The organism is Phycisphaeraceae bacterium (assembly GCA_020851465.1).
In the GTDB taxonomy this organism is placed as follows: domain Bacteria; phylum Planctomycetota; class Phycisphaerae; order Phycisphaerales; family Phycisphaeraceae; genus JADZCR01.
The window spans coordinates 33,598-59,042 of record JADZCR010000007.1 but is presented as its reverse complement, the minus strand read 5'-3'; the positions used below and the strand labels follow the sequence as shown (position 1 = coordinate 59,042).

The following is a 25,445-nucleotide window of genomic DNA, read 5'->3' as shown; positions in this document are numbered from 1 at the left end:
CAACGCCTGAAATCCACTTGGTCTGGTTCCCGCAACGAAGGCAAACGCTAAACCCCGCGCATCGCGGCAACCAAGGCAGAGCAATCCTGAAGTCGCTTCCCTAAGCCCGGCGGAGCCAGCCGACAGTTCCTACTCGCGGTAGGGAGTGTTTCATGGATAAAAGTCGCATGGACCTCGTTCAGCCACGACTCGCCGAGGTATTGCGACAAGCTGCCCAGAATGATCACATCGGGAAAGAGCATATCCGCGATGCGAGAGCAGATCTCGCCGACCGCACGGGCATTGATGGTGATGACTTCGCGGGCATCTGCGTCGCCGTCTCTGGCCAGACGGGCGATTTCGGGCGGCGATGGCACAGCGTGTTCCCATCGATGGGGAAACTTCCACGCTGCCAACCGTGAAAGTCCCTTCGCTGAACAGAAGGCTTCCGCACTTCCCGTTTTGCCGAATGCCTCCGGTCCATCAACCGCATAACGTGTGTGGCCGATTTCACCTGATCGCCCCTGCGCACCGTAGTACGCTTTCCCGTCGAAAACGTAGCCTGCCCCGAAACCCGTCGCACAAGTGAGATAGACCAGCCGCTCCGCACCGACCCCCGCGCCCCAGCGATACTCAGCCAGTGCGCAGGCTGCTGCATCGTGCTCGATGAACACCGGCAGTTTGAACTGCTCCTCAAGAATCTGACGAAGCGGAATCGCATCCCAGCCGGGGAGATTCGGCGGAGCGTGAATAATCCCGTTCCTCGCATCGAGCGGCCCACCGATCGATACGCCGACAGCCTGTACTCCCGCATGCTTCTCCCGCAGATAACCAGCATTGGTCGTCAGATCGGCGATCATCGGTTGCGGACCACGTTCCGCCTGCGATGGCCACTCGATGCGTTCGCGGATCGTGCCTTTATCATCGCCGATCACCACGGCACATTTCGTACCGCCTACGTCAAGTCCGAGATAGAGATTTGTGCCAGCCACGGCTTACTCCCGCGGCAGTAACGGTTCGACAGCCTCACACAAGACGTGCAGCAGCACCTTGTGCGCCTCCTGGATTCGAGCGGTGATATTGCTGACGACGACCAGTTCGACTGTCGCTTTTCCCCTCGCTGCTCCGCCGTCACGACCAAGAAAGGCGATGCTTTCAATTCCTACGGCTCGCGCAGCGTCGAGGGCTTTAAGAATGTTTTTCGATTTTCCGCTGGTAGTAAAGACCACCAGCACGTCGCCCTGATGCGCAAATGCCTTGACCTGCCGGGCAAAGATTTCGTCAAATGAATAATCATTACCCGTGGCGGTGAGGGCACTGCTTGACTCCGCCAGCGCGATCGCGGGAAATGCTTGGCGGTCCTGTTCAAAGCGAACGACAAATTCCGTGGCGAAGTGAGCCGCATCCGCGGCACTGCCGCCGTTACCGGCGATGAGCAGCTTGTGCCCGCCGCCGAGGCAACGCGCTACGATTTCCACAGCGCGGGCCATCGACGGCTCAAGGTTACGCAAAGACTCGATAGTCGCTGCGCTGGCGCGGATGGATTCTTCGTAACGCGACATGCAAGCAACGTAGCGAGGCGATTCCACGGTAGCAAACCCGATGAATCGCCTGTCTGGTACCCTCCCATAGGGAAGACGCGCTCGTTTCTTCCTATTTCTTGCCTATTACCTTAATAAAACAGTCGCTTGCTTGAACCCTCCCCTTTTCGGTGGTACCGTAGGCTATGCCTTCTACGCAAGATCTCCTCGCGGCAGCCGGCAACAAATCTCAAGAGACCGAGTTTTTCAACCCCATTCCTGAAGGCTATGTCAGGGGACGGCATAAGTATGTGGCCGTCCTCGGCAGCGTTATGTCAGGACTCGGTAAGGGAATCTTCGCCAGCTCGCTCGCCAAACTACTCAAAGACAAAGGTCTCGCAGTCTCGCCCATCAAGATGGAGGGTTACCTCAACATTGACTCGGGCACCTTAAACCCTTACCGCCACGGTGAGGTGTTCGTGCTTGATGACGGGCTTGAGACTGACATGGATCTGGGAACTTACGAGCGATTGCTCGACCAGAACCTCACACGCGACAACTACACGACCTCCGGTCAGATCTTCCGTGGAGTGCTCGACAAGGAGCGTCACGGCGGATACCTCGGCCGCGACGTGCAGATGATCCCGCACGTCACCGGCGAAGTGAAATACATGCTCCGCGAGCTGGCGGTCAAGCAGAACGCTGATGTTATTTTTGTGGAGGTCGGCGGAACCGTTGGCGACTACGAAAATGCCTTCTATATCGAAGCACTGCGCGAGCTGGCGTTTGATGAAGGCGAGAACAGCGTCTGCTTTGTCGCGCTGACCTACGTCATCGAACCCAAAGCCCTTGGTGAGCAGAAATCCAAGGCGGCGCAACTAGGCTTGAAAAAACTGATGGAAGCAGGTGTGCAACCGCAGATCATCGCCTGTCGTGCACAGAATCCCGTCAGCGAGACGGTCAAACAGAAAATCGCGATGTTTTCCAACGTGCCGATGAAGCGAGTCTTCTCGATGCACGACCGCAAGAGCATCTACACCATTCCCGAAGCGATGCGCGAGGCGGGCCTCGACAGAGAAATCCTGGGCATTCTCGATTTGCACGAACGCGTCAACGCGGTCCATGAAGACGAGGCCCGCGAAAAGTGGCGGGGATTTGTCGAAAAACTTACGGGTAAGCGTCGCTTCCGTACCCGCATCGGGATCACCGGCAAATATGCCGCTCTCCGTGATGCCTACGCATCGATTGACAAGGCTCTGGAGCATTGTTCCGCCCACCTGTCCGTGGATATCGAGCTTCAGTGGATCGACACGACTCGATTCGAGCCTGCGGAATCCGCGAGTAAGCTCGAAGGGCTGGATGCTGTCATCGTGCCGGGAGGCTTCGGCGTCAAAGGCACCGAAAGCAAAATCGCCTGCATCCGCTACTGCCGTGAAAACGCGCTGCCGTATCTGGGATTATGTCTTGGCTTCCAGGTGGCCGTGATCGAATTCGCCCGCAACGTGGTCGGCCTCAAGGGGGCCGCGAGCACGGAGTTTGACGCGAAATCGCCCTACCCGGTCATCGACATGCTGCCCGAACAAAAACAGATCGAAGGTCTGGGCGGCAACATGCGGCTGGGAGGTAAGGATGTGTTGATTTCCAGCGGAACACTGGCGGCATTCTTGTATGAAAGTGAAAGCCGCAAAACGCAAAATCCCAGCTCCTTCCTCATCCGTGAGCGATTCCGACACCGCTATGAAGTCGATCCTCGCTATATCGCGCAATTGGAAAAGGCCGGATTAGTCTTCTCCGGTCGGCATCCTGAGCAGCCGATCATGCAGATCCTCGAATTACCGGTGCGTGACCATCCGTTCTTTCTCGGTGCGCAATTTCACCCGGAATTGACCAGCCGCCCCTTGCGTCCGCAACCAATGTTCATGGGTCTTGTCGCCGCTGCGATTCACCACGCTCATCCCGATGTTCCGCGTGAGCAAATCAGCACGCGATGGCTGCCTGAACCTAAAAAGCAGAACAGTGAACCGCTGACCACTGCCGGAGCGATGTAAGTCGCAAGCCGGTTGAGCGCATGATCGACGACTCTATTTTGCACCCACCACGCATTGAGAGACCAGCCACCCCGCCGCCTCTCCTCAACCGGTTGCATACAACCGTTGATTACATTGCATAACGTGGCGTATCCCGATACCGTTTCTCGCTCAACGACCTTCCGCGGAAGGTCAGTTCTCGATTAACCTCTTGAGGCCAGTAATGAAGAAGATGCTGCTTCTCGCCACGGCAATGATTACTTTCACCTTCACACCCATCAGGGCTGACCAGGTCATTCTCTCCACCGGCGAGGTGCTCAAGGGCACCATCACCTCCCAGGATGATGACAAGGTAGTGCTTGAACACCCCGTGTTAGGGACGATCAATGTTCCCAAAGCCAACGTCGCATCGACAATCGTTCCCGCGCCGGTGCCAAAGGCGAAGCCTGTACTTTCACCCGGACCTGCTGCTGCCTCTCCCGATGCCAAGGACGCGATCTCTAAGGCCAAGTCTGACATCAAAGCCCTTCCCAGCCCGGAAAACCGCTTCATTGATAACTGGGACGCCAAGCTCGAACTGGGTATCGCCGGCACCGAAGGCAACTCCGACACTTTCGACGGTCACGTCGGCTTCCTCGCAAGCAAAGAGGACTCCAAGGACCGCTGGAAATTCGACACCGCCTATTTCACCAGCGCCAGCTCGGGTGAAACCACTCGTAATGACTTCACCGTGGGAGTGTTAAAGGACTGGTTATTTCAGGACAGCAAGTGGTTCTGGTGGGCGGATGGACGCTATGACTACGACGACTTCAAATCATGGCGACAGCGCGTGGCGGGCCACATCGGGCCCGGTTACACGTTTTACGACACGGATAAGTTCAAGCTCATCGGCCGTGCCGGTGTCGGCGGTCGTAAAGAGTGGGGCTCAGACGATCAGGAGTTCTCGCCTGAAGGTTTCGCCAGCGGTGAGTTCCGATGGAAACTCTCCGACAGCCAGACCCTGATGGGCAGTTCCACGATCTATCCCGATCTGGGAGAAATCGGTGAATTCCGTCTGCGTAACTCGCTTGATTGGCTTTGTGCGATCGACAAAGCGGACGGCTTGTCCTTGAAGGTCGGTCTTCTGCACGAGTATGAATCGCAGGTCGATACTGACCAGCACCATAACGATCTCAAGTACTACGCAGCTTTGCTGTTTGATTTTTAAGTCGTCCGATTCCAATCACACGCCTATCCGACCATCGTGGATCGGAATAGGTATCCACAGGCAGTAAACTTCCCGTATGAAAACCCGTGCTGCGGTTCTCGAAAAGATGGGGCTGCCTGAGCCGTACTCCGAATCCAAGCCGCTGCGCATCGAAGACATTGAGCTGGAAGCACCAGCTGCTGGAGAAGTCCTTGTCGAGTTGCGGAGCAGCGGGGTTTGTCATTCGGACTTATCCACGATCAACGGCTCCCGGCCATGGAACACACCGCTGGTGCTTGGACACGAAGCCAGCGGAATCGTCCGTGAATGCGGCCCGGAGGTACGTGATCTTCGCGTGGGAGATCGCGTCGTATTTTCCTACGTGCCTGTCTGCGGCGGGTGCCTGAGCTGCGTATCAGGCCGTGGATGGCTCTGCGAAAACGGCATCGTCGCCAACCGTGCCGGTACACTCCTTGGGGGTGATCGGCGATTCTCACGGCGAGGTGAAAAGTTGTTTCACCATCTGGGTGTGTCTGCGTTTTCACAGTTCACCATCGCCTCTGAAAAATCACTCACCAGGATCGAACCTGATCTGCCTGATGATGTCTCTTCGCTCTTTGGCTGCGCGGTCATGACCGGAGTTGGCGCGGTACTCAACACCGCGAAAGTCGAACCCGGCGCAAGTGTGGCGGTTTTCGGACTCGGTGGCGTCGGACTCAGCGCAATCATGGGTGCGAGGGCTGCCGGCGCAGGAATAATCATCGCGGTCGATCCGCTGCCGCGAAAACTCAGTCTGGCGAAAACACTCGGTGCGACGCATACCGTGGACGCCGCTGGTGATGTCGTCGCAAAGATCAAAGACCTCACACACGGTGGAGTGCAGTACGCTATCGAGTGCGCCGGCGTTGTGGCGGCTCTGGAACAGGCGTACCTCTCCACACGCCGCGGCGGTACAACGGTCACGGCTGGACTTCCCCATCCTGACTTGAATTTGACCTTACCCGCCGTATCCCTGACAGCCGAAGAACGCACCCTCAAAGGCAGCTACATGGGGTCATGCGTACCCCGACGGGATATTCCACGATTCATCGCGATGTATCGCGCGGGTTTGCTGCCCGTGAACGCACTCCGGTCACGAACAATCAGGCTGGAAGATTTGAATGAGGCGTTCGATGTTCTAGCCCGTGGAGACGTAGTCCGGCAGATCGTGTTATATGAAAACACGGATTGATGAGACCGCATCACCTGCTGTTCGACAGAGGTACAGCATCGTTGGTAAGCACGCTCTGGTTTGTAGAAGAACACACTTCGTGAGGGCGGTATTAAATCGCCTGGCCGCCGCGTTCACCGGTACGGATGCGGATACATTCATCCAGTTGCGTGATGAATATTTTGCCGTCACCGATCTCACCACTTCCGTGGCGGGCGGCTGCGAGTATCGCGTTGACTGTGATATCCACAAACGCATCGTTGCACGCAATGTCCAGGCGAACCTTGGGTAACAAATTGGGTACGACGAGTTGCCCGCGATACACATCCTCGCCTTGATCTTCGCGCTGGTGCTGACCGTGACCCGTACAGCGGCTGACCGTGATACGAGTGATCTCGGCCTTGATCAATGCCTCGCGCACCTCATCAAGTTTGTCGGGTTGGATGATGGCTGTGACGAGTTTCATATGAAATCCTTCAAGAAGAGCGGAGGCTTGCGGCATCAACCCGCGAGCAGGTGGTAAGGACGATTTTGATAGCTCTTCGACCTGATCTTTCAGCTTCCGACACTTGCCTTAATGGAGATTCAGCAAACCGTACCCGTGCTCGCCGTGAAGGCTGTGGTCCATGCCTGCACTCTCACGTGTCGGATCGAGCCGCAGACCCGCGGTTTTATCCACGAGCACAACAAGAATTATCGAGCAGAATGCCGAGTAAAGGATGGCTGCGCCGACAGCCTTGACCTGAGTGACAAGCTGGCCCGCGACACTCCATTGCGGGTTGGCAGTGATCAATTCGTGTTTGACGACCGGGCTGATGAAGAAGGTTAACGCCAGCGCGCCGAAGATGCCCGCGATACCGTGAATGCCGAATACGTCGAGCGAGTCGTCGTAACCGAGCTTGCTCTTGAGCATGATCGCGCCATAACAGATCAGTGACGCCAGGACGCTCAGCGCCAGCGCGCCGGGCACCCCGACGTGACCGGCGGCTGGCGTGATAACGACTAAGCCTGCAAGGATTCCGGAGCAGAAGCCGAGGCTCGTTGCTTTACGGTGATGGATTGATTCGATGAGGATCCACGCCATCGCACCGGTTGCCGCGGCCACCTGCGTTACTGTCAAGGCACGGGCCGCCAGATTACTGCTGGCCACGGAACTGCCAGCATTAAAGCCGAACCAGCCGACCCAGAGCAGACCTGCCCCCATCATCGTCATCACCAGATTGTTGGGTTGCATGACTGTTTTCGGATAGCCCTTGCGTACGCCAAGGTAGAGAGCCATCACCAGGGCACTGACACCAGCGGAAACATGGACGACGGTGCCGCCGGCGAAATCAATCGCCCCCATCCTGAAAAAGTATCCGTCCGATGCCCAGACCCAGTGGCAGAGCGGGTTGTAAACCAGCAGCGCCCAGAGCGTGATCAGCACACAGTAGCCCCGAAAACGGACGCGCTCGGCAAAAGCACCAGCGATCAGGGCCGGCGTGATAATCGCAAACTTTCCCTGAAACATGGCAAAGACATATTCAGGTACCCCGACCCCCATCGGAGCTACGACGCTTCCATCAAGACCCGCCAGACCGATTTTGTTGGCATCCCAGCCGATCCATCCGCCGAGTATGTTCGAGCCAAAGCAAAACGCATAACCGCAGACACCCCAGAGCACCCCGATGATCGCCATGGCGACAAAGCTGTGCATCATGGTGCCCAGCACGTTCTTTGTGCGGACCAGGCCGCCGTAAAACATCGCTAGTCCGGGCACCATCAGAAGCACCAGTGCAGTGGATGTGAGCATCCATGCGGTGGCACCCGTATCCACAGCCGGCGTATCAACCGCAAACACCATGCTTGGAAGGGCTAAAAGCAGCGTCAGGGCTAACAGCAATCGACGGCTGGTCGTAGTCATGGCGTGATCGCCTCCTCTACATGCGCATTGATACAGCAGCACGGGTCACTCAAACACACATAGAACAAACGCTGCGCCAGAAGCATGGCCGCGAGGTGCGTATTCGCATCAACATCGATAATCAACTGGTAAATGGAGTGATAGGAACAGTCGCTGGGTGGAAATAGCTGCCGGGTTGGCGGAGACAGCGATGGCTTGAGTGACTTATTTTTGGGCAGATCATGTCGATACGCTGAATCCAGAGGCGGGGCAGATGACGCTGACGGGGTTTACCCCTGCCGCTCCAATCGTTAGCCTCGCGATATGGACACCAAACTTTTATCGTTGATCGACACCTACGCTGCTGCCCCCAGACGGATCGAGTCCGCGGTACGCGGCCTGACCCGAACACAACTCCTGACCCGACCCGTGCCGGGAAAGTGGTCCACCCTTGAAGTAGTCGCGCATCTGGCGGATACCGAGCAGGTCTATTGCGACCGCATGAAACGAGTGATCGCGACGTCGCGGCCACTGATCATCGGTTTCTCCGAAACCGACTACGTAGAGCACCTCGCCTATCACGAGCGGGATCTTGCTGAGGAACTGGCGGTCATCAACATCAACCGCGCCCAGATGACACGGATCTTGCGTCTGGTTCCTGACGAGGCCTTTGATCGGGACTGCGTTCATAACAAGGCTGGTATCATCACGTTACGCAATCTTGTTCAAGACATGATCGACCATGTGGAGCATCACTGCTCCTTCATTGATGCCAAGCGAAAGGCTATGGGGTTATGTCCGTGACAAGCACCCGAACAATGGCAGCCCGAGTCGCCCCCCAATGGGAACAGAACGCAGTTGCGAAATCACAGGATCGCATTCCGAAGCTATTTGACGTGAAAGTCGTACCTACGGTTCTTTACAATGAGTCCAACCCTTACGGAGTCTCGCCATGCGTAAATGGATCAAGGTACTCCTCATCCTGATCATTCTTATCATCGTGGCTGTTGCTGTGGTTTCTTTTTCTATCGACGGCATCGCCAAGCGACAGGTGGAATCCGCCGCAACCACCACGCTTGGAGTGGATACCTCGCTCGATTCCCTGTCGCTGGGAATTCTTCGAGGTTCGGTCAAACTTCGTAATCTCGAAGTGCGAAATCCCGCGGGTTATACGGCTGAGCATTTCTTCGAAATGAAGGATGGTCAGCTCGTCGTCTCTCTGGGCACGCTCATGGGTGATAAGGTCGTAGCCCCTACGCTGGAGCTGAGCAATCTGACCATCAACCTCGAAAAGAAAGGCGGCAAGGCAAATTACGAAGTCATTACAGATCACCTGAAGAAACAAGATACGCAGGATCCCAACGCGCAGGCAGGCAAAAAGTTTGTGATTAATGATGTAACGATCCGCGACATCAAAGTTCATGCGCAGATGATGCCGCTGGGTGGAAAGCTCACTGCGCTCGATCTAGTGATTCCTGAAATCCACGTAAAAAACGTCGGAAGTGCCGGTGATAACGGCGTGGCGATGCAGGAGGTGACGAACCTCATCATGAAAGCAGTGCTCACCGCGATAGCGAAAAAAGCCGGAGGCATCCTGCCCGCGGAAATGCTTTCGGACCTTTCCGGCCAGCTCGACAAACTTGAGGCGGTACCCGTTGAGGTCATCGGCGATGTAAGCAAAGCGGCTGGTCAGGTCGTCGAAGGTGTCGTGGGTGAACTCGGAAAGTCCATCGAAGGCATCGGGAACATCGGCAAGGATGGAAAATCAGGAGAAAATCCCGTCAACAAAGTCGGCGAAGGCGCTGGTAAAGCGATCGATGACATCGGCAAGGGAATCTTCGGGGATAAGAAAAAGAAGTGATGTGGATGGTCCGCATGCCCTGCTCATCGGGCGGTGCGCCTCAGGCAGATTGCGCTACGGAATTAGGTTGTTTGCAGCGGACAAGATCCGCCACAGTGGTCCGGCTAAGCTCTTCGCGTAGCCGTGATGCTGCCTGGTCGCATACCGACTGCAGTAAGTTCACGCTTGCTGCGATCGCCTCACGGGAATCCAGCCGCATCGATCCGTTGATTGGACCGTCGATGGCTTCGACGATCTGCGCCAGAGAAATCTCCTGCGGCTGTCGGTGCAGACGATAGCCACCCGTCCGACCAAGCTGACTGATGATGATTTCCTGTCGTGCGAGCACCTGAAGAATTTTTAGCGCACTGTCGGTTGGAATCCCTAAATGCGTCGCAATATGCCGAGCCTGAATAACCACCCCCGCAGGTTGGTCAGCCAGAAACGCAAGAGCAAGTGCAGCGTGCGCAGAAGTCTTGCTTAGCTTCATGTTTCGTCTCCACCACGCCACACCCTGACCGGCATGGACTCCATTTTCAGCAGGCGATCCGTAGCTGACCGACCCTGCTACCCAACACAGAAAATCGGCGCCATCAAACGGCGACAATCCTCGATAAAACTACGAACAACCCCATGATCTAAACTACCCTCCAACGAATCCGATAATACTCTAAGTCAAGTGTATCAGATACGCTTCCACTTTGTGGTGCAGATTTTTCATCGTCAATCACGTCAGGTTAACTTTAGGGGATTAACCTTACCGATATCATTAAAATTATTTGATTTAACTCGACTTATAAATTGATGATGACAAGGTCACTACGATTTGAAATTTAGAATCGCTCGATCAGCGTATATTTCCATATCCCCTGCATGGAAGATTGAGCATTTCTGGATACCTTGACAATTCTCCGATAATTTTCTTCGACTGCCTCAATAAAATCATCTGCACAGAAGTTTTGAATTGGAATATTTCCAGATTACGAATCCAAGACGGAATGCGGCGTCTTGTCGGTTGATGATATTTCGCACGCTTTCGTCCGTAATCCTGTCGTCGCTGTTTTGCTGCGGGTCGCGCGGGTCGCTATCATGTCCGCCCCATGGCCAAGACTCGAGAAATCAAGCGGCGCATCAAGGCAGTCGGTAACATTCGCCGTATCACCAAGACGATGCAGATGATCGCAACCGCGCGATTCCAGGCGGCACAAAAGCGGGCTGTCGCCACACAACCCTATACGCGAAAAATTGCTGAACTTGTTGGCGAGCTGGCGCAGGTCGCACAGACGGCTGCGGGTGGAAACGACGGCACATCCTCCGCCCTGAGCCATCCACTCCTGCGTCTGCCCGATCCGAAAACTAATCGTGAGCTTGTCCTGGTCCTGACGTCCAACCGCGGATTGGCCGGCGGATACAACGGCAACATTCTCCGCACCGCACTGAGCTTCGTACGCGAACGTGCCGGCCGGGAAACTGTCGTCGAAGTCGTCGGTAAAAAGGGATTGGCATTCTTCAAGTTCAACAACGTGCCGGTCGCCCAGTTTCACTCTCAGTTCAGCGATCAACCTACGTACGAGCAGGTTGAACAACTTGCTGATCGTTACATCGCAGAGTTTACGGACGGTAAATACGACGCGATCCATGTGATCTACATGGCTTTTATTTCCATGGCGCGACAGTCGCCGAAGATTCTGAATCTCCTTCCGCTCTCCAACCCCGCAGCCGAAAGCCCCAAAGATTCTGCAGGCACCAACTCTCCCGCAGCAAAGGGTAAAGCAGTCGTCGATTATGATTTCTCGCCTGAGCCGGTGACGCTGCTCAACGAGTTGCTTCCGATCACGGTTAAGACGCAGCTTTTCCAGTGCTTCAACGAAGCGGTGGTCAGCGAGCAGATCTCACGCATGGTGGCAATGAAGGCTGCGACTGACAGCGCGGGCAAGATGAGCAAGACCCTCAGCCGCCGCTACAACCGCGCCCGACAGGCGGCGATCACGACCGAGCTCTCCGAAATCATCGCGGGAGCGGCAAGCCTCGAATAACGGTAAGTTCACTCAGAATTGATGGCGAATTCCGGTCACACACCCGGCACGGTTCATTTGTTTGTTTGCGATGTGTTTTCTTCGCTCTTGATCCCGGCGGTCAGGATGAACCGCATCGCCTGCTCCATAGGCATGTTCACTGGCTTGATCGCTGACCGGGGCACGAAGATCGTGTAACCACCAAGCGCATAGCTCATCGGACAATACACAGCGACGGTATCGCCCGCGCTGATGACCGGCGGCAGGTCACCCAGATCTGACCGCGTTACGAATCCCAGCATGTGAATACCCGACAACTCCACCAGCACGACCTGCTGATCCTTGGCTTTCTTCTGCTTGGAAAAAAATCCGGTCAAATCTCGCACAGAACTGAAAATCGTCTTGGCCAGCGGCAGCCGCTGGAGCAGGCTTTCACTGGCGCCGATGAACTCACGGATGATCCACGCGTTGAGCAGCAGTCCTAGAATAAAAATCAGCAGCAATCCTACGACCAGCCCCATACCCGGCTGGTAGTACGAAACCCATTTGCCGTCGATGTACCGGCCAAGCCACGGCTCCAGAGCCTGACGAAACGGCGATTCGAGAATACTCGCCAGCCACACGATGACGTAGATCGTTGCCGCGATCGGCAACGCGGCGAGCAGCCCTTTGAAAAAAGTGCGCGTGATCGCCCGACTGATACGGTGAAAAATCGAGGGTGATTCGTTGGTTTCGGACATGAGAGCTGAATTTTAGTCAATCTGTCGCCACGACGCGACGGTGGAACCACCTGTCCCCAATTCCATCAGGCTCACGTTTTGACGTACATACTCCGATTCACGGCGTCTCGCGTCGATCATCCTCTACGCGGTACGATTTGATTCATGTCGGATCGCCGCTACATGCTTCGCGCGCTGGCCCTGGCTCGGCGCAGCCTGGGTAAGGTCGAACCTAACCCGCTCGTGGGCTGTGTGCTGGTACGTGACAGCAAGATCGTTGCTGAGGGATTTCATCAGAAGTACGGCGGCCCTCATGCGGAAGTCGAAGCTCTGCGAGATGCTGCGAGCAAAGGCGTCAATCCAGCAGGGTGTCACGTGTATGTCACACTTGAGCCGTGCTCTCATCATGGCAAAACCCCGCCCTGCACGGATGCGTTGATCGCAGCGAAAGTCAGCCGCGTATTTGCAGCCATGATCGATCCGTTTCCACAGGTGGCCGGCCAAGGCGTCGCGCGGCTGAGAGCGGCTGGTATCACGGTGGAGACCGGGCTTTGCGAAACGGAAGCGAGTGAACTTAATCGCGCGTACCTCAAGCGCGTGACGGTTGGTTTGCCCTACGTGATCGCCAAGTGGGCACAAACACTCGATGGCTGGATCGCTCTTACTCCGAGCGACTGTGCTTCACCGGAAACCCGCTGGATCAGTAATGAACAGTCACGAGCCTACGTTCACGAGTTGCGCGTTCGGCTGGACACGGTGATCGTCGGCATCGGTACGGTACTGGCTGATGATCCGCTGCTCACGCCCCGCCCGCGCAGGCGGCTGTCCTGGCACCGCCAGCCGCGCCGCGTTGTGATCGATCCGTCGCTGCGGTTGCCGGCCGGCGCGAGGCTGCTGCAATCACTCCCCGTGCCGCTGACGATCGCAGTCAACCGGGAGCGTATCGTTGACTCATCTCGTGTCAGTGAGCTTAAGTCACAGGGTGTTGAGATCATCGAGCTGCCGACATTGAATGACGATAAACGCACTCTAGACCTTGTTCCGCTCCTGCGTCACCTCGCATCGGTTCATGGCTCCACGAACGTCATGATCGAAGGCGGTTCCACGCTGCTGGGTCATGCGTTCAGCCAGCGCGTGATTGATGAAGCACTGGTATTTATCGCGCCGAAATTAGCGGGCGATGACGGCAGCGTTCCGGTAGTCCGCGGGTTGAAGCACACCATAATCCGGGAGATGACAGCTATTACCCCTCACAAGGTGAAATGGTTTGGCGACGACGTAATGCTGGAGTACCGCATCCGCTAGTCAGCGGTGCTCAGGAAAACTTCGACCAACCTTGGATATCTGTTGCGAGATGCTCCACATCGATAGTTTTTACGGCGGCGCTAGCGATGCAGAATAGGTCGAGGCCCACCACCAGAAACCGGGTTGATCGGACCAGTAACCGTTACCCCCGCGCGGGTAGATATCGCTGGTCGTGCTGAACTTCCAGCTTCTCTGGTGGCCGTCGGTGTAGCTCATGTTGTTGGTGCCATCATTGGCAGCCGTCGAGGATTCGAAGTGTCGAAACCGCATATAGCCTGAGCCAGAGGCAACATACCAATAGGAGAGGTAGGTCTCCGCCCAGCCGTCCACATAGAGGAGCGTCTTGGCAGGATTGGGAGATTCCCCTTTTCGGTTAGGGAAAATAGTCCGATCCGAGTAACCGAAAAAGTTATTGATGTGGTAGCTGGCGCTGATATTCTCGCTGCTGTAGGCGTACACACCATCGACCCATGGCGGATTGGGGTATTGCGGATGCCAGTAGGACGGGGCTGGCGCTCCGACACTGTAACTGGCTGGACAGATCAACGGGTTCTTCGTCGTAGTGTTGCTGGTTTTCAGAAAATCAAGCATGTTGAAGCCGCGCGCCACCACCGAACGCCACTCCGGCGGGTCGGTGGCCGAGTTGTAGATCATGGCGCACGGCCAACCTTCCTTGGACTCAAGATGGTATTGCAGCGTGACGAACGTGATCTGTCGTATCCGGCTGGCGCAATCGATTAACTTGGCACTCTGACGGGCGGCATTGAGCGATGGCAGCAGAAGCGCAATCAACAGCGCGATGATCGTGAGCACCACCAGCAATTCCACCAGCGTAAAGCCGCAGCTGCGCTTCCGAGCATTAAGCGAATCATTCATATGTCTTCGCTCCAAGCCCCCGTTTCATTATCGACTCAACATGTCATACCGATATAACTCTGCCGCATCATTCTATCCCGTCTTACTCGCTAATCGTCACAGACCGCCCATCATGGGTATTCTGTCTCCGACTTCTCCATTACTTGAAGCGGAAATCCCGTTTACGTGCCATATAACCTGTCTAAAAGATCGGCCGTCGAGTTGCCTCAAGATTTCAGGCGAACTCAAAAACTTCACGTTCCACAGGCATTTTGAGCGTCTTGGCATCACGCATCCAGCGGAAATACTTCTTCTCGTCGAGCAGCGAACCATGCGTCAGCAGCGTGTACTCAACACATGACTGGCCGGGATGGAGCTTGCCGCCGTTCTTGTTCAGACCGTCCGGCCAGGGAGTGATGAACAGCTTGAGCACATCATCGAGTTTTGGCACCTTCCCCAGTTTTGCCAGTCCGTCGGCGAGCATTTTTTCCGCCCGATCACATGCCGCCCAGAAAGTTTCGTCCGGTGCCTCGTCGCCAAGATTGAATTTCTTCACATATTCATCACGGCGTTTTTTCTGGTACTGCGCCTGAGGCGACTTGGAATCGCGACAAGCCATACCCGAACAGTGACTCCGACCATCCGGGCCGGGATAAAAAACCTCAATGAAATTGAAACTGCATTTTTCGATGGCGACGCTGCGCTTCTGCTTATCGCGCACAACACAGTTACACCCGCCCCAGAAGTTCTTGTACCGCGTGAAAAACTCTACCGCACCCGGCACGTCCGATGCGTAGTGTGGCATCATCACCCGCGCGTCGAGAGGAAAAATCTCCTCCGGCTCGTCATCCATGTGCAAGCCGCTGCCTACGCCATCGTCCACGATCGCGTCATTAAGAGGCAGCGTTGTCGGAGCCGGCAGATTACCTGTCCAGTAAGTCGCGGGGTCATCCACGTTCTTGATGTGGAGTTGCCCGTGATCCGTCTCCGGCAAATAAGCGACTCTGCATTTTTCAGTCATCACCGGCTTGGCAGCAGCAAACCCGCGGAAGGTCAAATAAGCTCCCAGGCTCCGACGCATGGCCAGTTGCTCGTCCGTGAGATTGGCCTGCTTCTTGAGCTCGCGGTCCAGTGCAATCCGATGCTCAACCCACGGTTTGGCTTCAGGAAATTTCGCAGCTGAGGGAATTTTCTCCATTCTCTCCCGATGAAACTTTGTCAGACCCGCAAGCAGGCTCTGTCGATCCACCCACGGCGCATCGTTCATGACGCGATCAATCCTCGCATCAAGCTCGTAATGGCGATCAAGGTTGATGCGTTCAGCTTCGGCTCGTGCCGCAATTACAGGATCAGTAAATGTCGGAGGCATGGTTCGTCCGGAAGGCCGGCTCCTGATCAAAGGTTGGAATCGCTTGATTTTAACAGCTTTCCGCACGGCGATCGGGCTTCACCAACCGATTGAGCAGTCTGTGTAGCGAATTCCCCGTCACGTACGAGGCACTGATGATGTAGGCCGCATCGTTTCTGCAGGCATCGCCTGAGCCAGACGGCGGACGACCGCAGGCACGATCTCGATGGCGCGATCAATCTCCTTACGGGTCGTGTATCGACTCAGTGAAAAACGCACTGAGCCATGCGCCACCGCTTCCGGGATTCCCATAGCCAGCAGTACCGGAGAGGGTTCGAGCGAGCCGCTCGAACAGGCTGCACCAGCCGAGGCACAGAGGCCACGCTCACTGAGCCCCAGCAGAATCGCCTCCGCCTCAAGACGGGGGAATCCGAGATTGGTCGTGTTCCACAGCCGACCGCTTGATGCACCGACGGAGTTGACCACGGTATCCGGCAACTCAGCGACGATGGCTGCTTCCAACGAGTCACGCAGTGCTGCGATGGCGTTAATCGTCGCCGTATCGCGCAGGAACTCCTCCGCCAGTTCCGCAGCCACCCCCATACCAATGATGGCAGCGGTGTCTTCCGTTCCACCACGACGGTCACGTTCCTGCGGCCCGCCAAGCTGTTGCGGTCGAAACCGCACCCCTGTACGGGCGTACAGGGCGCCGGCTCCCTTGGCTCCATGAAACTTGTGTGCTGCGAGTGTGAGCAGGTCAACACCAGCCGCTTTCACATCCACAGGCAACTTGCCGACAGCCTGTGTCGCATCGACGTGAAAGACGATTCGCGTTCCCGTGACCTTTGCTGCACCCTCGCGTGCAGCCTTGATCGCATTGGCGAGGTCTGCGATGGGCTGGATCACGCCGGTCTCGTTATTTGCCCATTGAATGGAGACCATCAGAAGACCGCCTTGCTGGCCGTGTTCCTGTAATGCCGCAGTCAGATCCTCGACACGAACGACACCCGCGCGGTCAATCGGCAGATGAATGACTGTCACGCCGCGCTCACGCAGGGCTTCGCTCGGCTGACGGATCGCGGAGTGCTCGATGCGTGTGGTAATCAGTGTGCGAGGTGAGCTACTGTCCGATGGGGTTGCCGCTTCCAGAGTGCCGCGCAGGGCGAGGTTATTCGCTTCGGTCCCCCCGGAGGTAAAGACGATTTCACGTTCCCTGGCACCGATGAGTCTGGCCACTGATGCGCGGGCGAGTTCCACCCGCTGCCGCACCGATTGGCCGAACCGATGCACGCTGGAAGGATTCGCCCACAGGCATTCCAATACCTCGTTCATCGCGGCACGGACCTGCGGCGCGGGTTGCGTCGTAGCGTTATTGTCGAGGTAAAGCCAATCCACGAGGGTATTTTAGGGATCAATAGGCCAGCCAGGCATCTAACCCGTCGATGTGACCTAATTTTTTTTGAAATACTTGATGATGCAATGCTCTATCCGAGGCTAGCATGTCAGGTTGAAGCGGTGATGATGCTTCGTTGTATTCGATCACATAAGGGGACATACCAATGGATAAGGTCAAACTCGTCGAGAAACTGAATCAGGCTATCGGCCTCGAACTAGGCGGATTGCTCCAATACAACCAATATTCCAACGTACTCATGGGGCAGGATCGCAAAATCTGGCGCGAATTTTTCCGCTCATCAAGCGATGAGTCGCTCGCACACGCTCGCAAATTCGCGGAGCGAGTCACCGCTCTGGGCGGCGTGCCGGCTGTCGAACCTGAAACCGTCCGGCAAACCAGCGATGTCCATGAGATGCTTCAGAACAGCCTCGACCACGAAAGGCGGGCTGTCGAAATCTATACGCAGGCGCTGACGTACTGCGAAGACCATGCGGGCTACCGCAATCTGCTCGAAGATCAGATCCAAGCTGAGACAGAGGATGTCGAAGAGCTTGAGAAGTATCTGAACCAAGTGACGAAGCTCGCCAGCGGCACCGGCGGACGTCGCGCTTCAAAAAGCGCGTGAGTCAACTGTTCGGTCAACATTCCATTCGTATCACGAATTGATGAACGCTTCACGCTTCGCGACGTGTAGAAAGCACAAGCCGCGAACCAACCATCGGCACGGGAAACGCGAGTGTCGCGTCTTCCTCCTGTTGCGCTGGGCGAGGGATCAGACAATCAGCCTTGCGCAGTTGCGGGATAAGTTGACTGATCAATTCGCCGGGGATGCAGAAACTTTTCTGCGTGTACCAGCCCAAGTCCGAGCTGTACGCCAGATGCTCAAGCCGGACGTAGCCATCAATCTTCGGCTCGACGCGCACTTGAATCGCTGTGCCGGGTATCGATCCGGGAATCGTCGCCAACACCTCTTCGGTGGCACTGGGTAGAACACAGGGGCAGTTGGTTTTCGCCATGGCCGAGGTCAATTCGTTTGCTTTACCAAACATTGCATCCAACGCTCATCCAGCAAGTATATCCGACATGAGACCGAGTCTCAATGATATCGTTGTGAGTAAAAGCCGTGAAAGAGAAGAAAACGGGTGTTGCGGCATGGCACCACGCGACTACAACGTCCTGAAATCAACAATAACTTCCCTTCATCATTCCGACTACGCCGCGGGATAGCGCAAAAGTTCAACCATTGATCGCCTCTGCCAGAAACGCCCCCACCTTATCGAGGGCAATGCGTTCCTGCTGCTGTGTATCGCGGTGGCGAACCGTTACCGTGCTCCCACCCCCGGAAAGCGTCTCACCATCAATGGTGAAGCAGTACGGCGTACCGGCCTCGTCCATGCGGGCGTAGCGTTTGCCGATGGTCTGCTTCTCGTCGAACTGTACCGTGTACTTCTCCCGCAGCTCGAGGTAGAGCTTTTCAGCTACTTCGGGCATTCCGTCCTTGTTGACCAGAGGGAAAATGCCCGCCTTGATCGGAGCCATGCGCGGGCGGAACTTCATGTAAACACCGCTGGGCCGCGATGGATCGCTCGTGAAGGCTTCGCAGAGCAGGGCCAGCGTGCCGCGATCAGCTCCGGCGGACGGCTCAATCACATGCGGGAAGTATTTCGACTTTTCCGTGATTTCCTCCCTGGGCCGGCCTTCGGCCTGTAATTTCACCTGGAGTTCCTGGTCGAAATATTTGAGCTTGTCGCCCAGGCCGGAGTGCTGCGCGTGCTGACGCAGGTCAAAGTCGGTGCGGTGCGCGACACCTTCCAGCTCACCAAAGCCCGGAGCCGTGAAGGGGAAGCGATACTCGATGTCGGACGTGCCTGCACCATCTCTGGCGTAGTGGGCCAACTCGTCCCGGTCGTGCTCGCGGAGCTGGAGGTTGTCACCGGAAAGGCCGACTGATTTCCACCAGTTGAACCGCGTGTCGCGCCAGTAGGCGTACCATTCTTTCGCAGAATCGGGGCGGATGAAGAACTCAATCTCCATCTGCTCAAACTCACGCGAGCGGAAGGTGTAGTGCCGTGGCGTGACTTCGTTGCGGAACGCCTTGCCGACTTGCGCTATGCCGAACGGCACCTTGACCCGTGAGGTATCCACGACGTTGCGGAAATTGCAGAAGATTCCCTGCGCGGTCTCCGGGCGGAGATAGACCTTGCTGTCTTCCGTCTGCGTCAGTCCCGCATGGCTCTCGAACATAAGCTTGAACGGCCGCGATTCGCTCATCTCGCCGCCGCACACAGGGCAAGGCGTCTGAAGCCCGGTTTGAGCAAGCTGTTCGGTCGCCAGGTACTGCGTGAGCTCTTTCAATTCGAGGCGGTTTGCTGGTTGCGAGTTTATACGCTCGGTCAACCACGACAGCGTTACCTCCGGGTTGCGGACTAACGCCAGATTCGGCGCGAGACGCTTCCCTTTCCCTCTGGCCCATCGCAAAAGGCGCTCCGTATCGATCTTTCCGGTGCTAGGTTCAACCTCCTGAAGCAGAGAATCAAACCATGCCGATTGCGTCGTGATTACTTCCCAGAGGTGATCCGCCCGTACCGCATTGCCGCATCGGGCGCACCGTGACATCGGATCAGCAAAGTTCGCCACATGGCCGGACGCTTCCCAGACCTTGGGGTGTGTGATGATCGTGGAATCCAGCCCCACCATCTCAATCAGGCTTCCATCAGGCCCCTTGCCGGGGGCACGCACAATGTCGTGCCACCAGGCGTCCTTGAGGTTGCGTTTGAGTTCGACACCCAGCGGGCCGTAGTCCCAGAAGCCGTTGATCCCGCCGTAGATTTCGGAAGACTGGAAAATGAACCCACGACGCCGACATAGCGCGACGATGTTATCCATCGTCTTCGTCAGTGCGGACGCACCCCCGGAAGACTCCGAAGCTCCAGAAGCAGGCGTATTCTGATTTTCAGCCATACATCGTTCCTTCGTTTCGTCAGGGCAATCACCCCGGGCCCAAGCCGGAGCGTTGCGAGAAACGCGGGATGTTAACACACTTGCGCCATCGCCAACGACCTTGCGAACTTTCCATCCTCCCCGATCCTGGTCCGCAATCGCTCCCGGCACACTAACGTTCAAACATCTCTAAAAATCCCGTCTGGCAGGCCGCGACCATAGCGGACCGTCGGTTTGCAGTCCGATTTGTAAATATTTGTCGGTAAATCAAGGGTTTTCGGCGGCGGGAGCCGCTGTGTAGTTGCGACAATGATGAAACGCCTTTACAATTCGGCGTTGCAGGGAAGGTCAGGACCTGCGGATTGGCTTCGTTCGGCAATCGGGCCGGCGAAACCCCTAACCTGAGCGGTAACAGGCCTCAACGGTTTGAGGCCGTGCCTAACGCTTTCATCCTAAGCGCCCTAAAAGCGGTCGCACCCTTCGGGAGTGATCCCAGAGGATCCGAAAACGGGTTTGACTGCGGCGTTGTTGCCGCCGTCTGATCCCACCCGGACCTGCCCGTGCCGCCGCCGGTGTCGCTGCCTCCTTGAAGGAGTCTGTTCATGGCCTCTCTCGTCAAAGACCTCGTCGAAGCGGGTATCCACTTCGGTCACCGAACGACCAACTGGAACCCCAAAATGGCCCCCTACATCTACGACAAGAAAAACAAGATCCACATCATCGATGTCAAGGCCACCATCAAAGGCCTGCTCCTGGCGCGTAAATTCCTCACCCGCACCGTTGCCTCCGGCAAAGATGTGATCTTTGTCGGCACCAAACGGCAGGCGCGGGCGTGTCTGGAAAAGTACGTCAAAGAAACCGGCCAACACTGGGTCACCGAACGCTGGCTCGGCGGCACGCTCACCAACTACCGCACCATCCGTGAGCGGCTCAAGCGGCTCGAGGAACTCGAAGGTCTGGTCACCAGCGGTGAGATCAACAACTACTCCAAGAAAATGGAGAGCCAGCTCAACCGCGAACGCGAAAAAATTGTCCGCAACCTCGACGGTTTGCGCGGCATGACCAAGCTTCCCGGCGCTATGGTCGTCATCGACGTCAACCGCGAGCTCAACGCGGTGAAGGAAGCCCGCAAGCTCGGCATTCCCACTGTCTGCCTCATCGACACTGACAGCGACCCGGACTATGCAGATATCCCGATTCCTGGCAATGATGACGCGATGCGCGCCATCGAAGTGATCGTGCAGAACCTCTGCGCCGCGGTGATGGAAGGTAAGCAGGCCCGTCGTGAACAAACCGGCAAGGAAGCGGATAACGAAGGTGCCGGTCAGGGCGAAAAGTCGGATCGTCCGCGCCGGAGCAGCCGCGCCAAGTTCCGTGCCGATGACACAGGCTCCGCCTCTGCGAGCGGATCGGATGATCTGAACGCCGGCGACGAAGGTGCCGCTCAGACCACCGGCGGAGCGACCGCGGACGCCAAGTAATCTTTCCGTTTGACGATGGATCGCCGCCGATCGTCCTTGCGGCAGGTGCCAACGCATCGCTGCTTATCCGGTCAGTGGCTGTAATCACACTCAACAAGCAATCAACCTTGGAGTTTCTCCCATGGCTATCACCGCCAAAGATGTGAACGACCTTCGCCAGCGCACCGGGCTGGGGATGATGGAATGCAAGCAGGCTCTCAATGAAACCAACGGCGACGTGCAGGCTGCAATCGACCTGCTCCGCAAGAAGGGTATCGCCAAGATGGATGGACGAACTGACCGCGCCAGCGCGGAAGGTCGTATCGCGTCCGTCGTCAATGCCGACCGCACTCGCGGCGCAATCGTCGAGGTCAACACCGAGACTGACTTTACCGCCAAGAGTGAGACGTTCGTCAAGATGGCACAGAAGGTCGCCGACGAAGCCCTCAAAGCAGGGCCCGGCGACGTAACCAAGACCGATACCATGCAGGCGGCCATCGACGAAGTGCGTCTGACGACCAAGGAAAACGTACAGTTCGCACGAGGCAAGGTCGTTGGCGGCACCGGTCGTAAAGTCGGCTCCTACGTCCACTTCACGGGGAAACTCGGCGTGGTCGTCGAGGTTGAGACCGGCGACGCCAACGTAACCGATGAACTCCTCAAGGAAATTTGTCAGCACGTGACCGCCAACCCGGTGGTCCCGTTAGGTGTGACACAGGCGGACATCTCCCCTGAAATCATCGCCAAGGAACGCGAAATCGCCAAAGCCCAGGCCATCGAACAAGGCAAGCCCGAACAGATCGCCGAAAAAATGGTCGAAGGGAAAATTCGCAAGTTCTTCGAGGAAACCGTGCTTAACGAACAGCTCTTCGTGCTCCGGCCGGAAGAAAAGAAAAAGGTCAAGGACCTGCTTCCCAAGGGCGCGACGATCAAGAGCTTTGTGCGCTATCAGCTCGGCGGCAAGTAATCACCCGTAAAGTGTCAGCCGTTGCATGGCTGCGGTTTTGCCGTGATTCTATTGTGGACACTCGTGGGTCTTATGCGGAGCTGCGAACCGATGCCCCACATTCGTTTCACGCAGAATATCCAGCGTTATGTGAAGTGTGCGCCGCGAGAAGTGGAAGGCCGCACCGTTCGTGAATCACTCGAAGCGGTGTTTGCCGAAGCTCCTGTGGTCCGCGGGTATCTTCTGGACGATCAGGGTGCATTGCGCAAGCATGTGAATGTTTTCGTTGACGGTCTGCCGATCCTTGACCGTACCGCACTTTCCGATGCGGTAAGCCCCAGCGCTCAGATAGACGTGATGCAGGCGCTTTCCGGGGGTTAAAAGAAAACAGGCGAACTCCGATCCGCCTGATGGCATCACGCTATCAAGGAGCCGCGTCCATGTCCGAGCGACTACTCGTCGGCACGCGTAAGGGGCTGTTCACGATTAAACGAGGGCCCGCAGCGAAGTGGAGCATCGACCGTGTGGACTTTCTCGGCGCGCCGGTGCCGCTGATGCTCGCCGACGCACGTGATCCGGGCGGTACGCTGTATGCCGTGATCGACCACGGCCACTGGGGGCGCAAACTCCAGCGCACTCGTGATAACGGCGCGACGTGGATCGAAGTCGCGGTGCCCAAGTATCCGGCCCGCCCTGAAAATGCTGATGACATCTGCCCAATGCGCAAGGTTCCGATTCCCTGGAATCTCGAAGGTATCTGGGCGCTCGAAGTCGCGGACCCCGCACGCAAAGGCACGCTCTGGTGCGGCACCGCACCGGGTGGGGTCTTTTATTCGGAAGACGCAGGTGAATCGTGGGAGTTGAACCGCGCGTTATGGGATCACCCCGGTCGGAGAGCCTGGGTCGGAGGCGGCACGGATTGGCCAGCACCCCACTCCATCTGCGTCGATCCCCGTGACTCTAAAACCATTCGCATCGCCATCTCATGCGGCGGTGTCTGGACCACGACCGATGCCGGTAAATCATGGGGACAGACCGGACACGGCCTGCGCTCCGACTATCTGCCCCCCGATCAGGCATACAACCCCGACGGCCAGGACGCTCATCGCATGGTGCAGTGTCCGACACAGCCCGACAACCTCTGGATCCAGCATCACAACGGTATCTTCCGAACAACCGATAGTTCCAAATCGTGGACGGAGATTAAGAACGTCAAACCTTCGGCCTTCGGCTTCGCAGTCGCTGTCCATCCCACGAAACCTGATACCGCATGGTTTGTACCCGGCATCAAGGATGAACAGCGCGTCGCAGCCAACGGCCAGGTATGTGTAACGCGCACACGTGATGGCGGAAAAACCTTCGAGGCATTGCGCAACGGTCTGCCGCAGGAACACGCCTACGACCTCACCTTTCGTCATGCTCTGGACATCGACCGCAGCGGGAACCGATTGGCCTTTGGCACGACGACCGGCTCGTTATGGGTGACGGAAAATCAGGGCGATACCTGGCAGACTGTGAGCGAGCACCTGCCGCCGGTTTACTCCGTTCGTTTCGGATGAAGATCACGCGCGGAAGATCAAAAATCTATCCGAATGAGCATAAATGAAAGCATGCGGTGACGCCTCCACTCTCCGTGCGTGAGGAACGGTGCGTAATGATGTGACTTGAGAGACAACGTTCGACAAGCCGCGTGCCGTAAACCACTGCGCTCAATGTGTGGGTGATCGATCGACGAGTGATCGAAAATCCGAATAAGCTCTATACCGTCTGGTCGTCTTGGCTGGCCTCTTCGTCGCTCGATTCGATCTCATCATCCACGTCGATGACTTCTTCATCGGGTACAGCTTCTCCCGCTTTCCTGCGGGCGATGTAGCTGGCACGCAGTTTCGCCCTACGCTGAGCGCGGAGCCTCGCATCTTCGCTCGGCCATTCGTACTGCATTTCTCCCGTCTGAGGGTCGCGCCAATCGGTAGCCTTATCCTCGGAGATGACCTGATCCGCCTCCGGGCGCAGCTCGAGCTTGATCTCCCCCGCTGCCCGATCCTGAAGCACGCGCACGCGACGCTGCCGAACCAGTTCCAGCGTCGCCAGAAACAGGCCGATCATCTCACTCCGTGATTGACGTCCAACAAAAATCGCCTGTAACGACATCGCACCGTCGCGCTGGAGCCGATCCACGATGTCGTCCGCGTGCAGGGCGATAGGCGTATCGTCGTAGGTGACCTGATGGCTCTTGTTCTGTCCGATCGAGTCGAGAATCCGCGAAAACGCAGCACATAGATCGAGCACATGCACATCTTCAAGGTCGATCTCAACCGGTTCGGAGTCTTCGTTTCGGCCTTCGGCTTCCAGCTCCGCAAGCGTCTTCCTCGCCGGCGCAGAATTCCCCGCGCGGGCAAAACGCGATTCCCATTCACGGCGGCGATGCTCCAGACCGTTCGCCGCATCTTTGAACCGCTTATAGGCGAGCAACTGCTGCACAAGCTCATAGCGCGGATCGAGCGGATTTTCCGTCGTCGCGGTAAGGGCGGTCTCACCCTCGGCCATCTCCGGACGAGGCACGAGCATCTGGCTTTTAATCTCCAGCAGAGTCGCAGCCATCACCAGAAATTCACCTGCCAGATCAACGTCAATCTGTTCGATCACACGAAGGTGTTCGAGGTACTGCTCGGTGAGTCGGGCGAGGGGGATATCGTTGAGATCGATCTCATGCCGCTTGACCAGATGGAGCAACAGATCGAGCGGGCCGGCATAGAAGTCAAGCTCGACTCGGTAGTCTTCCAGCGTGCGGGGCATGATGTCCTCCGTGACTTCGCG

The 25,445-nt window shown here is 56.8% G+C and carries 24 protein-coding genes; 12 read left to right on the top strand and 12 right to left on the bottom strand.

Annotation, left to right across the window (positions count from 1 at the left end; genetic code table 11):
- Window positions 1-47: 47 nt before the first annotated feature.
- Both IT444_10240 and IT444_10235 read right to left on the bottom strand, forming a co-directional pair.
- Complete coding sequence (locus tag IT444_10240) at window positions 48-971, bottom strand: ROK family protein (protein MCC7193146.1); 924 nt, start codon at window positions 969-971, stop codon at window positions 48-50.
- A gap of 3 nt (window positions 972-974) precedes the next feature.
- Window positions 975-1,541: an SIS domain-containing protein gene (locus tag IT444_10235; GenBank protein MCC7193145.1), complete on the bottom strand. Its 567-nt coding sequence runs from the start codon at window positions 1,539-1,541 to the stop codon at window positions 975-977.
- A 164-nt stretch (window positions 1,542-1,705) separates the two neighbouring features.
- Here IT444_10235 and IT444_10230 point away from each other — a divergent pair, with 164 nt between their 5' ends.
- The 3 genes from IT444_10230 to IT444_10220 all read left to right on the top strand — a co-directional run bounded on the left by IT444_10230 (window position 1,706) and on the right by IT444_10220 (window position 5,943).
- Window positions 1,706-3,547, top strand: a complete 1,842-nt coding sequence (locus IT444_10230) for a CTP synthase (GenBank protein ID MCC7193144.1) — start codon at window positions 1,706-1,708, stop codon at window positions 3,545-3,547.
- A 202-nt stretch (window positions 3,548-3,749) separates the two neighbouring features.
- Window positions 3,750-4,733, top strand: a complete 984-nt coding sequence (locus tag IT444_10225) for a DUF481 domain-containing protein (protein ID MCC7193143.1) — start codon at window positions 3,750-3,752, stop codon at window positions 4,731-4,733.
- A gap of 76 nt (window positions 4,734-4,809) precedes the next feature.
- A complete protein-coding gene (locus IT444_10220) occupies window positions 4,810-5,943 on the top strand; it encodes a zinc-dependent alcohol dehydrogenase family protein (protein MCC7193142.1) in 1,134 nt (377 codons plus the stop codon).
- 91 nt (window positions 5,944-6,034) lie between these two features.
- Here the strand turns inward: IT444_10220 and IT444_10215 are convergent, their stop codons facing one another.
- Both IT444_10215 and IT444_10210 read right to left on the bottom strand, forming a co-directional pair.
- The gene (locus IT444_10215; protein ID MCC7193141.1) at window positions 6,035-6,388 is read right to left on the bottom strand and encodes a P-II family nitrogen regulator; all 354 of its coding nucleotides are present in this window, start codon (window positions 6,386-6,388) and stop codon (window positions 6,035-6,037) included.
- Between the two features lie 108 nt (window positions 6,389-6,496).
- Window positions 6,497-7,825 carry an ammonium transporter gene (locus IT444_10210; protein MCC7193140.1) on the bottom strand — a complete coding sequence of 443 codons (1,329 nt, stop codon included), beginning with the start codon at window positions 7,823-7,825 and terminating at the stop codon, window positions 6,497-6,499.
- A gap of 303 nt (window positions 7,826-8,128) precedes the next feature.
- Between IT444_10210 and IT444_10205 the strand changes: the two genes are divergently transcribed.
- Both IT444_10205 and IT444_10200 read left to right on the top strand, forming a co-directional pair.
- The gene (locus IT444_10205; GenBank protein ID MCC7193139.1) at window positions 8,129-8,608 is read left to right on the top strand and encodes a DinB family protein; all 480 of its coding nucleotides are present in this window, start codon (window positions 8,129-8,131) and stop codon (window positions 8,606-8,608) included.
- A gap of 148 nt (window positions 8,609-8,756) precedes the next feature.
- Window positions 8,757-9,665, top strand: a complete 909-nt coding sequence (locus tag IT444_10200; protein ID MCC7193138.1) for a hypothetical protein — start codon at window positions 8,757-8,759, stop codon at window positions 9,663-9,665.
- A gap of 40 nt (window positions 9,666-9,705) precedes the next feature.
- On the opposite strand, the gene IT444_10195 is transcribed toward IT444_10200, so the two are convergent.
- On the bottom strand, window positions 9,706-10,134 hold the full coding sequence (locus tag IT444_10195; GenBank protein ID MCC7193137.1) for an Rrf2 family transcriptional regulator: 429 nt from the start codon (window positions 10,132-10,134) through the stop codon (window positions 9,706-9,708).
- Between the two features lie 610 nt (window positions 10,135-10,744).
- Between IT444_10195 and atpG the strand changes: the two genes are divergently transcribed.
- Window positions 10,745-11,680 carry an ATP synthase F1 subunit gamma gene (gene atpG / locus IT444_10190; protein MCC7193136.1) on the top strand — a complete coding sequence of 312 codons (936 nt, stop codon included), beginning with the start codon at window positions 10,745-10,747 and terminating at the stop codon, window positions 11,678-11,680.
- A 53-nt stretch (window positions 11,681-11,733) separates the two neighbouring features.
- Here the strand turns inward: atpG and IT444_10185 are convergent, their stop codons facing one another.
- Window positions 11,734-12,399, bottom strand: coding sequence for a DUF502 domain-containing protein (locus tag IT444_10185; protein MCC7193135.1), 666 nt, complete (start codon window positions 12,397-12,399; stop codon window positions 11,734-11,736).
- Window positions 12,400-12,543: 144 nt separating this feature from the next.
- Here IT444_10185 and ribD point away from each other — a divergent pair, with 144 nt between their 5' ends.
- Window positions 12,544-13,683, top strand: coding sequence for a bifunctional diaminohydroxyphosphoribosylaminopyrimidine deaminase/5-amino-6-(5-phosphoribosylamino)uracil reductase RibD (ribD, locus tag IT444_10180; GenBank protein MCC7193134.1), 1,140 nt, complete (start codon window positions 12,544-12,546; stop codon window positions 13,681-13,683).
- A 69-nt stretch (window positions 13,684-13,752) separates the two neighbouring features.
- On the opposite strand, the gene IT444_10175 is transcribed toward ribD, so the two are convergent.
- From IT444_10175 to IT444_10165, 3 genes are all read right to left on the bottom strand, one after another.
- Window positions 13,753-14,559: a prepilin-type N-terminal cleavage/methylation domain-containing protein gene (locus tag IT444_10175; protein MCC7193133.1), complete on the bottom strand. Its 807-nt coding sequence runs from the start codon at window positions 14,557-14,559 to the stop codon at window positions 13,753-13,755.
- Window positions 14,560-14,773: 214 nt separating this feature from the next.
- Window positions 14,774-15,907, bottom strand: coding sequence for a hypothetical protein (locus tag IT444_10170; GenBank protein MCC7193132.1), 1,134 nt, complete (start codon window positions 15,905-15,907; stop codon window positions 14,774-14,776).
- A 117-nt stretch (window positions 15,908-16,024) separates the two neighbouring features.
- Entirely contained in the window at window positions 16,025-17,281 is a 1,257-nt protein-coding gene (locus tag IT444_10165) for an aminotransferase class V-fold PLP-dependent enzyme (GenBank protein MCC7193131.1), read from the bottom strand.
- Window positions 17,282-17,445: 164 nt separating this feature from the next.
- Here IT444_10165 and IT444_10160 point away from each other — a divergent pair, with 164 nt between their 5' ends.
- Window positions 17,446-17,907: a hypothetical protein gene (locus tag IT444_10160; GenBank protein MCC7193130.1), complete on the top strand. Its 462-nt coding sequence runs from the start codon at window positions 17,446-17,448 to the stop codon at window positions 17,905-17,907.
- 49 nt (window positions 17,908-17,956) lie between these two features.
- Here IT444_10160 and IT444_10155 read toward each other — a convergent pair whose 3' ends face one another.
- Together IT444_10155 and IT444_10150 are read right to left on the bottom strand one after the other, a co-directional pair.
- Window positions 17,957-18,331, bottom strand: coding sequence for a hypothetical protein (locus IT444_10155; protein ID MCC7193129.1), 375 nt, complete (start codon window positions 18,329-18,331; stop codon window positions 17,957-17,959).
- A 187-nt stretch (window positions 18,332-18,518) separates the two neighbouring features.
- The gene (locus tag IT444_10150) at window positions 18,519-20,243 is read right to left on the bottom strand and encodes a glycine--tRNA ligase (GenBank protein MCC7193128.1); all 1,725 of its coding nucleotides are present in this window, start codon (window positions 20,241-20,243) and stop codon (window positions 18,519-18,521) included.
- A gap of 581 nt (window positions 20,244-20,824) precedes the next feature.
- On the opposite strand from IT444_10150, the gene rpsB reads away from it, so the two are divergent.
- The 4 genes from rpsB to IT444_10130 all read left to right on the top strand — a co-directional run bounded on the left by rpsB (window position 20,825) and on the right by IT444_10130 (window position 24,187).
- Complete coding sequence (gene rpsB, locus IT444_10145; GenBank protein MCC7193127.1) at window positions 20,825-21,703, top strand: 30S ribosomal protein S2; 879 nt, start codon at window positions 20,825-20,827, stop codon at window positions 21,701-21,703.
- Window positions 21,704-21,824: 121 nt separating this feature from the next.
- Window positions 21,825-22,649 carry a translation elongation factor Ts gene (gene tsf / locus IT444_10140; GenBank protein MCC7193126.1) on the top strand — a complete coding sequence of 275 codons (825 nt, stop codon included), beginning with the start codon at window positions 21,825-21,827 and terminating at the stop codon, window positions 22,647-22,649.
- 90 nt (window positions 22,650-22,739) lie between these two features.
- Window positions 22,740-23,009, top strand: a complete 270-nt coding sequence (locus tag IT444_10135; protein MCC7193125.1) for a hypothetical protein — start codon at window positions 22,740-22,742, stop codon at window positions 23,007-23,009.
- Between the two features lie 59 nt (window positions 23,010-23,068).
- Window positions 23,069-24,187, top strand: a complete 1,119-nt coding sequence (locus IT444_10130) for a hypothetical protein (protein MCC7193124.1) — start codon at window positions 23,069-23,071, stop codon at window positions 24,185-24,187.
- Window positions 24,188-24,386: 199 nt separating this feature from the next.
- Here IT444_10130 and IT444_10125 read toward each other — a convergent pair whose 3' ends face one another.
- On the bottom strand, window positions 24,387-25,424 hold the full coding sequence (locus IT444_10125) for a segregation/condensation protein A (protein MCC7193123.1): 1,038 nt from the start codon (window positions 25,422-25,424) through the stop codon (window positions 24,387-24,389).
- Window positions 25,425-25,445: the final 21 nt, after the last annotated feature.

Coding starts and splice junctions, on each gene's coding strand:
- IT444_10235 (MCC7193145.1), bottom strand. CDS start 1,541: ATGTCGCGTTACGAAGAATCCATCCGCGCCAGCGCAGCGACTATCGAG.
- IT444_10230 (MCC7193144.1), top strand. CDS start 1,706: ATGCCTTCTACGCAAGATCTCCTCGCGGCAGCCGGCAACAAATCTCAA.
- IT444_10225 (MCC7193143.1), top strand. CDS start 3,750: ATGAAGAAGATGCTGCTTCTCGCCACGGCAATGATTACTTTCACCTTC.
- IT444_10220 (MCC7193142.1), top strand. CDS start 4,810: ATGAAAACCCGTGCTGCGGTTCTCGAAAAGATGGGGCTGCCTGAGCCG.
- IT444_10215 (MCC7193141.1), bottom strand. CDS start 6,388: ATGAAACTCGTCACAGCCATCATCCAACCCGACAAACTTGATGAGGTG.
- IT444_10210 (MCC7193140.1), bottom strand. CDS start 7,825: ATGACTACGACCAGCCGTCGATTGCTGTTAGCCCTGACGCTGCTTTTA.
- IT444_10205 (MCC7193139.1), top strand. CDS start 8,129: ATGGACACCAAACTTTTATCGTTGATCGACACCTACGCTGCTGCCCCC.
- IT444_10200 (MCC7193138.1), top strand. CDS start 8,757: ATGCGTAAATGGATCAAGGTACTCCTCATCCTGATCATTCTTATCATC.
- IT444_10195 (MCC7193137.1), bottom strand. CDS start 10,134: ATGAAGCTAAGCAAGACTTCTGCGCACGCTGCACTTGCTCTTGCGTTT.
- atpG (MCC7193136.1), top strand. CDS start 10,745: ATGGCCAAGACTCGAGAAATCAAGCGGCGCATCAAGGCAGTCGGTAAC.
- IT444_10185 (MCC7193135.1), bottom strand. CDS start 12,399: ATGTCCGAAACCAACGAATCACCCTCGATTTTTCACCGTATCAGTCGG.
- ribD (MCC7193134.1), top strand. CDS start 12,544: ATGTCGGATCGCCGCTACATGCTTCGCGCGCTGGCCCTGGCTCGGCGC.
- IT444_10175 (MCC7193133.1), bottom strand. CDS start 14,559: ATGAATGATTCGCTTAATGCTCGGAAGCGCAGCTGCGGCTTTACGCTG.
- IT444_10170 (MCC7193132.1), bottom strand. CDS start 15,907: ATGCCTCCGACATTTACTGATCCTGTAATTGCGGCACGAGCCGAAGCT.
- IT444_10160 (MCC7193130.1), top strand. CDS start 17,446: ATGGATAAGGTCAAACTCGTCGAGAAACTGAATCAGGCTATCGGCCTC.
- IT444_10155 (MCC7193129.1), bottom strand. CDS start 18,331: ATGTTTGGTAAAGCAAACGAATTGACCTCGGCCATGGCGAAAACCAAC.
- IT444_10150 (MCC7193128.1), bottom strand. CDS start 20,243: ATGGCTGAAAATCAGAATACGCCTGCTTCTGGAGCTTCGGAGTCTTCC.
- rpsB (MCC7193127.1), top strand. CDS start 20,825: ATGGCCTCTCTCGTCAAAGACCTCGTCGAAGCGGGTATCCACTTCGGT.
- tsf (MCC7193126.1), top strand. CDS start 21,825: ATGGCTATCACCGCCAAAGATGTGAACGACCTTCGCCAGCGCACCGGG.
- IT444_10135 (MCC7193125.1), top strand. CDS start 22,740: ATGCCCCACATTCGTTTCACGCAGAATATCCAGCGTTATGTGAAGTGT.
- IT444_10130 (MCC7193124.1), top strand. CDS start 23,069: ATGTCCGAGCGACTACTCGTCGGCACGCGTAAGGGGCTGTTCACGATT.
- IT444_10125 (MCC7193123.1), bottom strand. CDS start 25,424: ATGCCCCGCACGCTGGAAGACTACCGAGTCGAGCTTGACTTCTATGCC.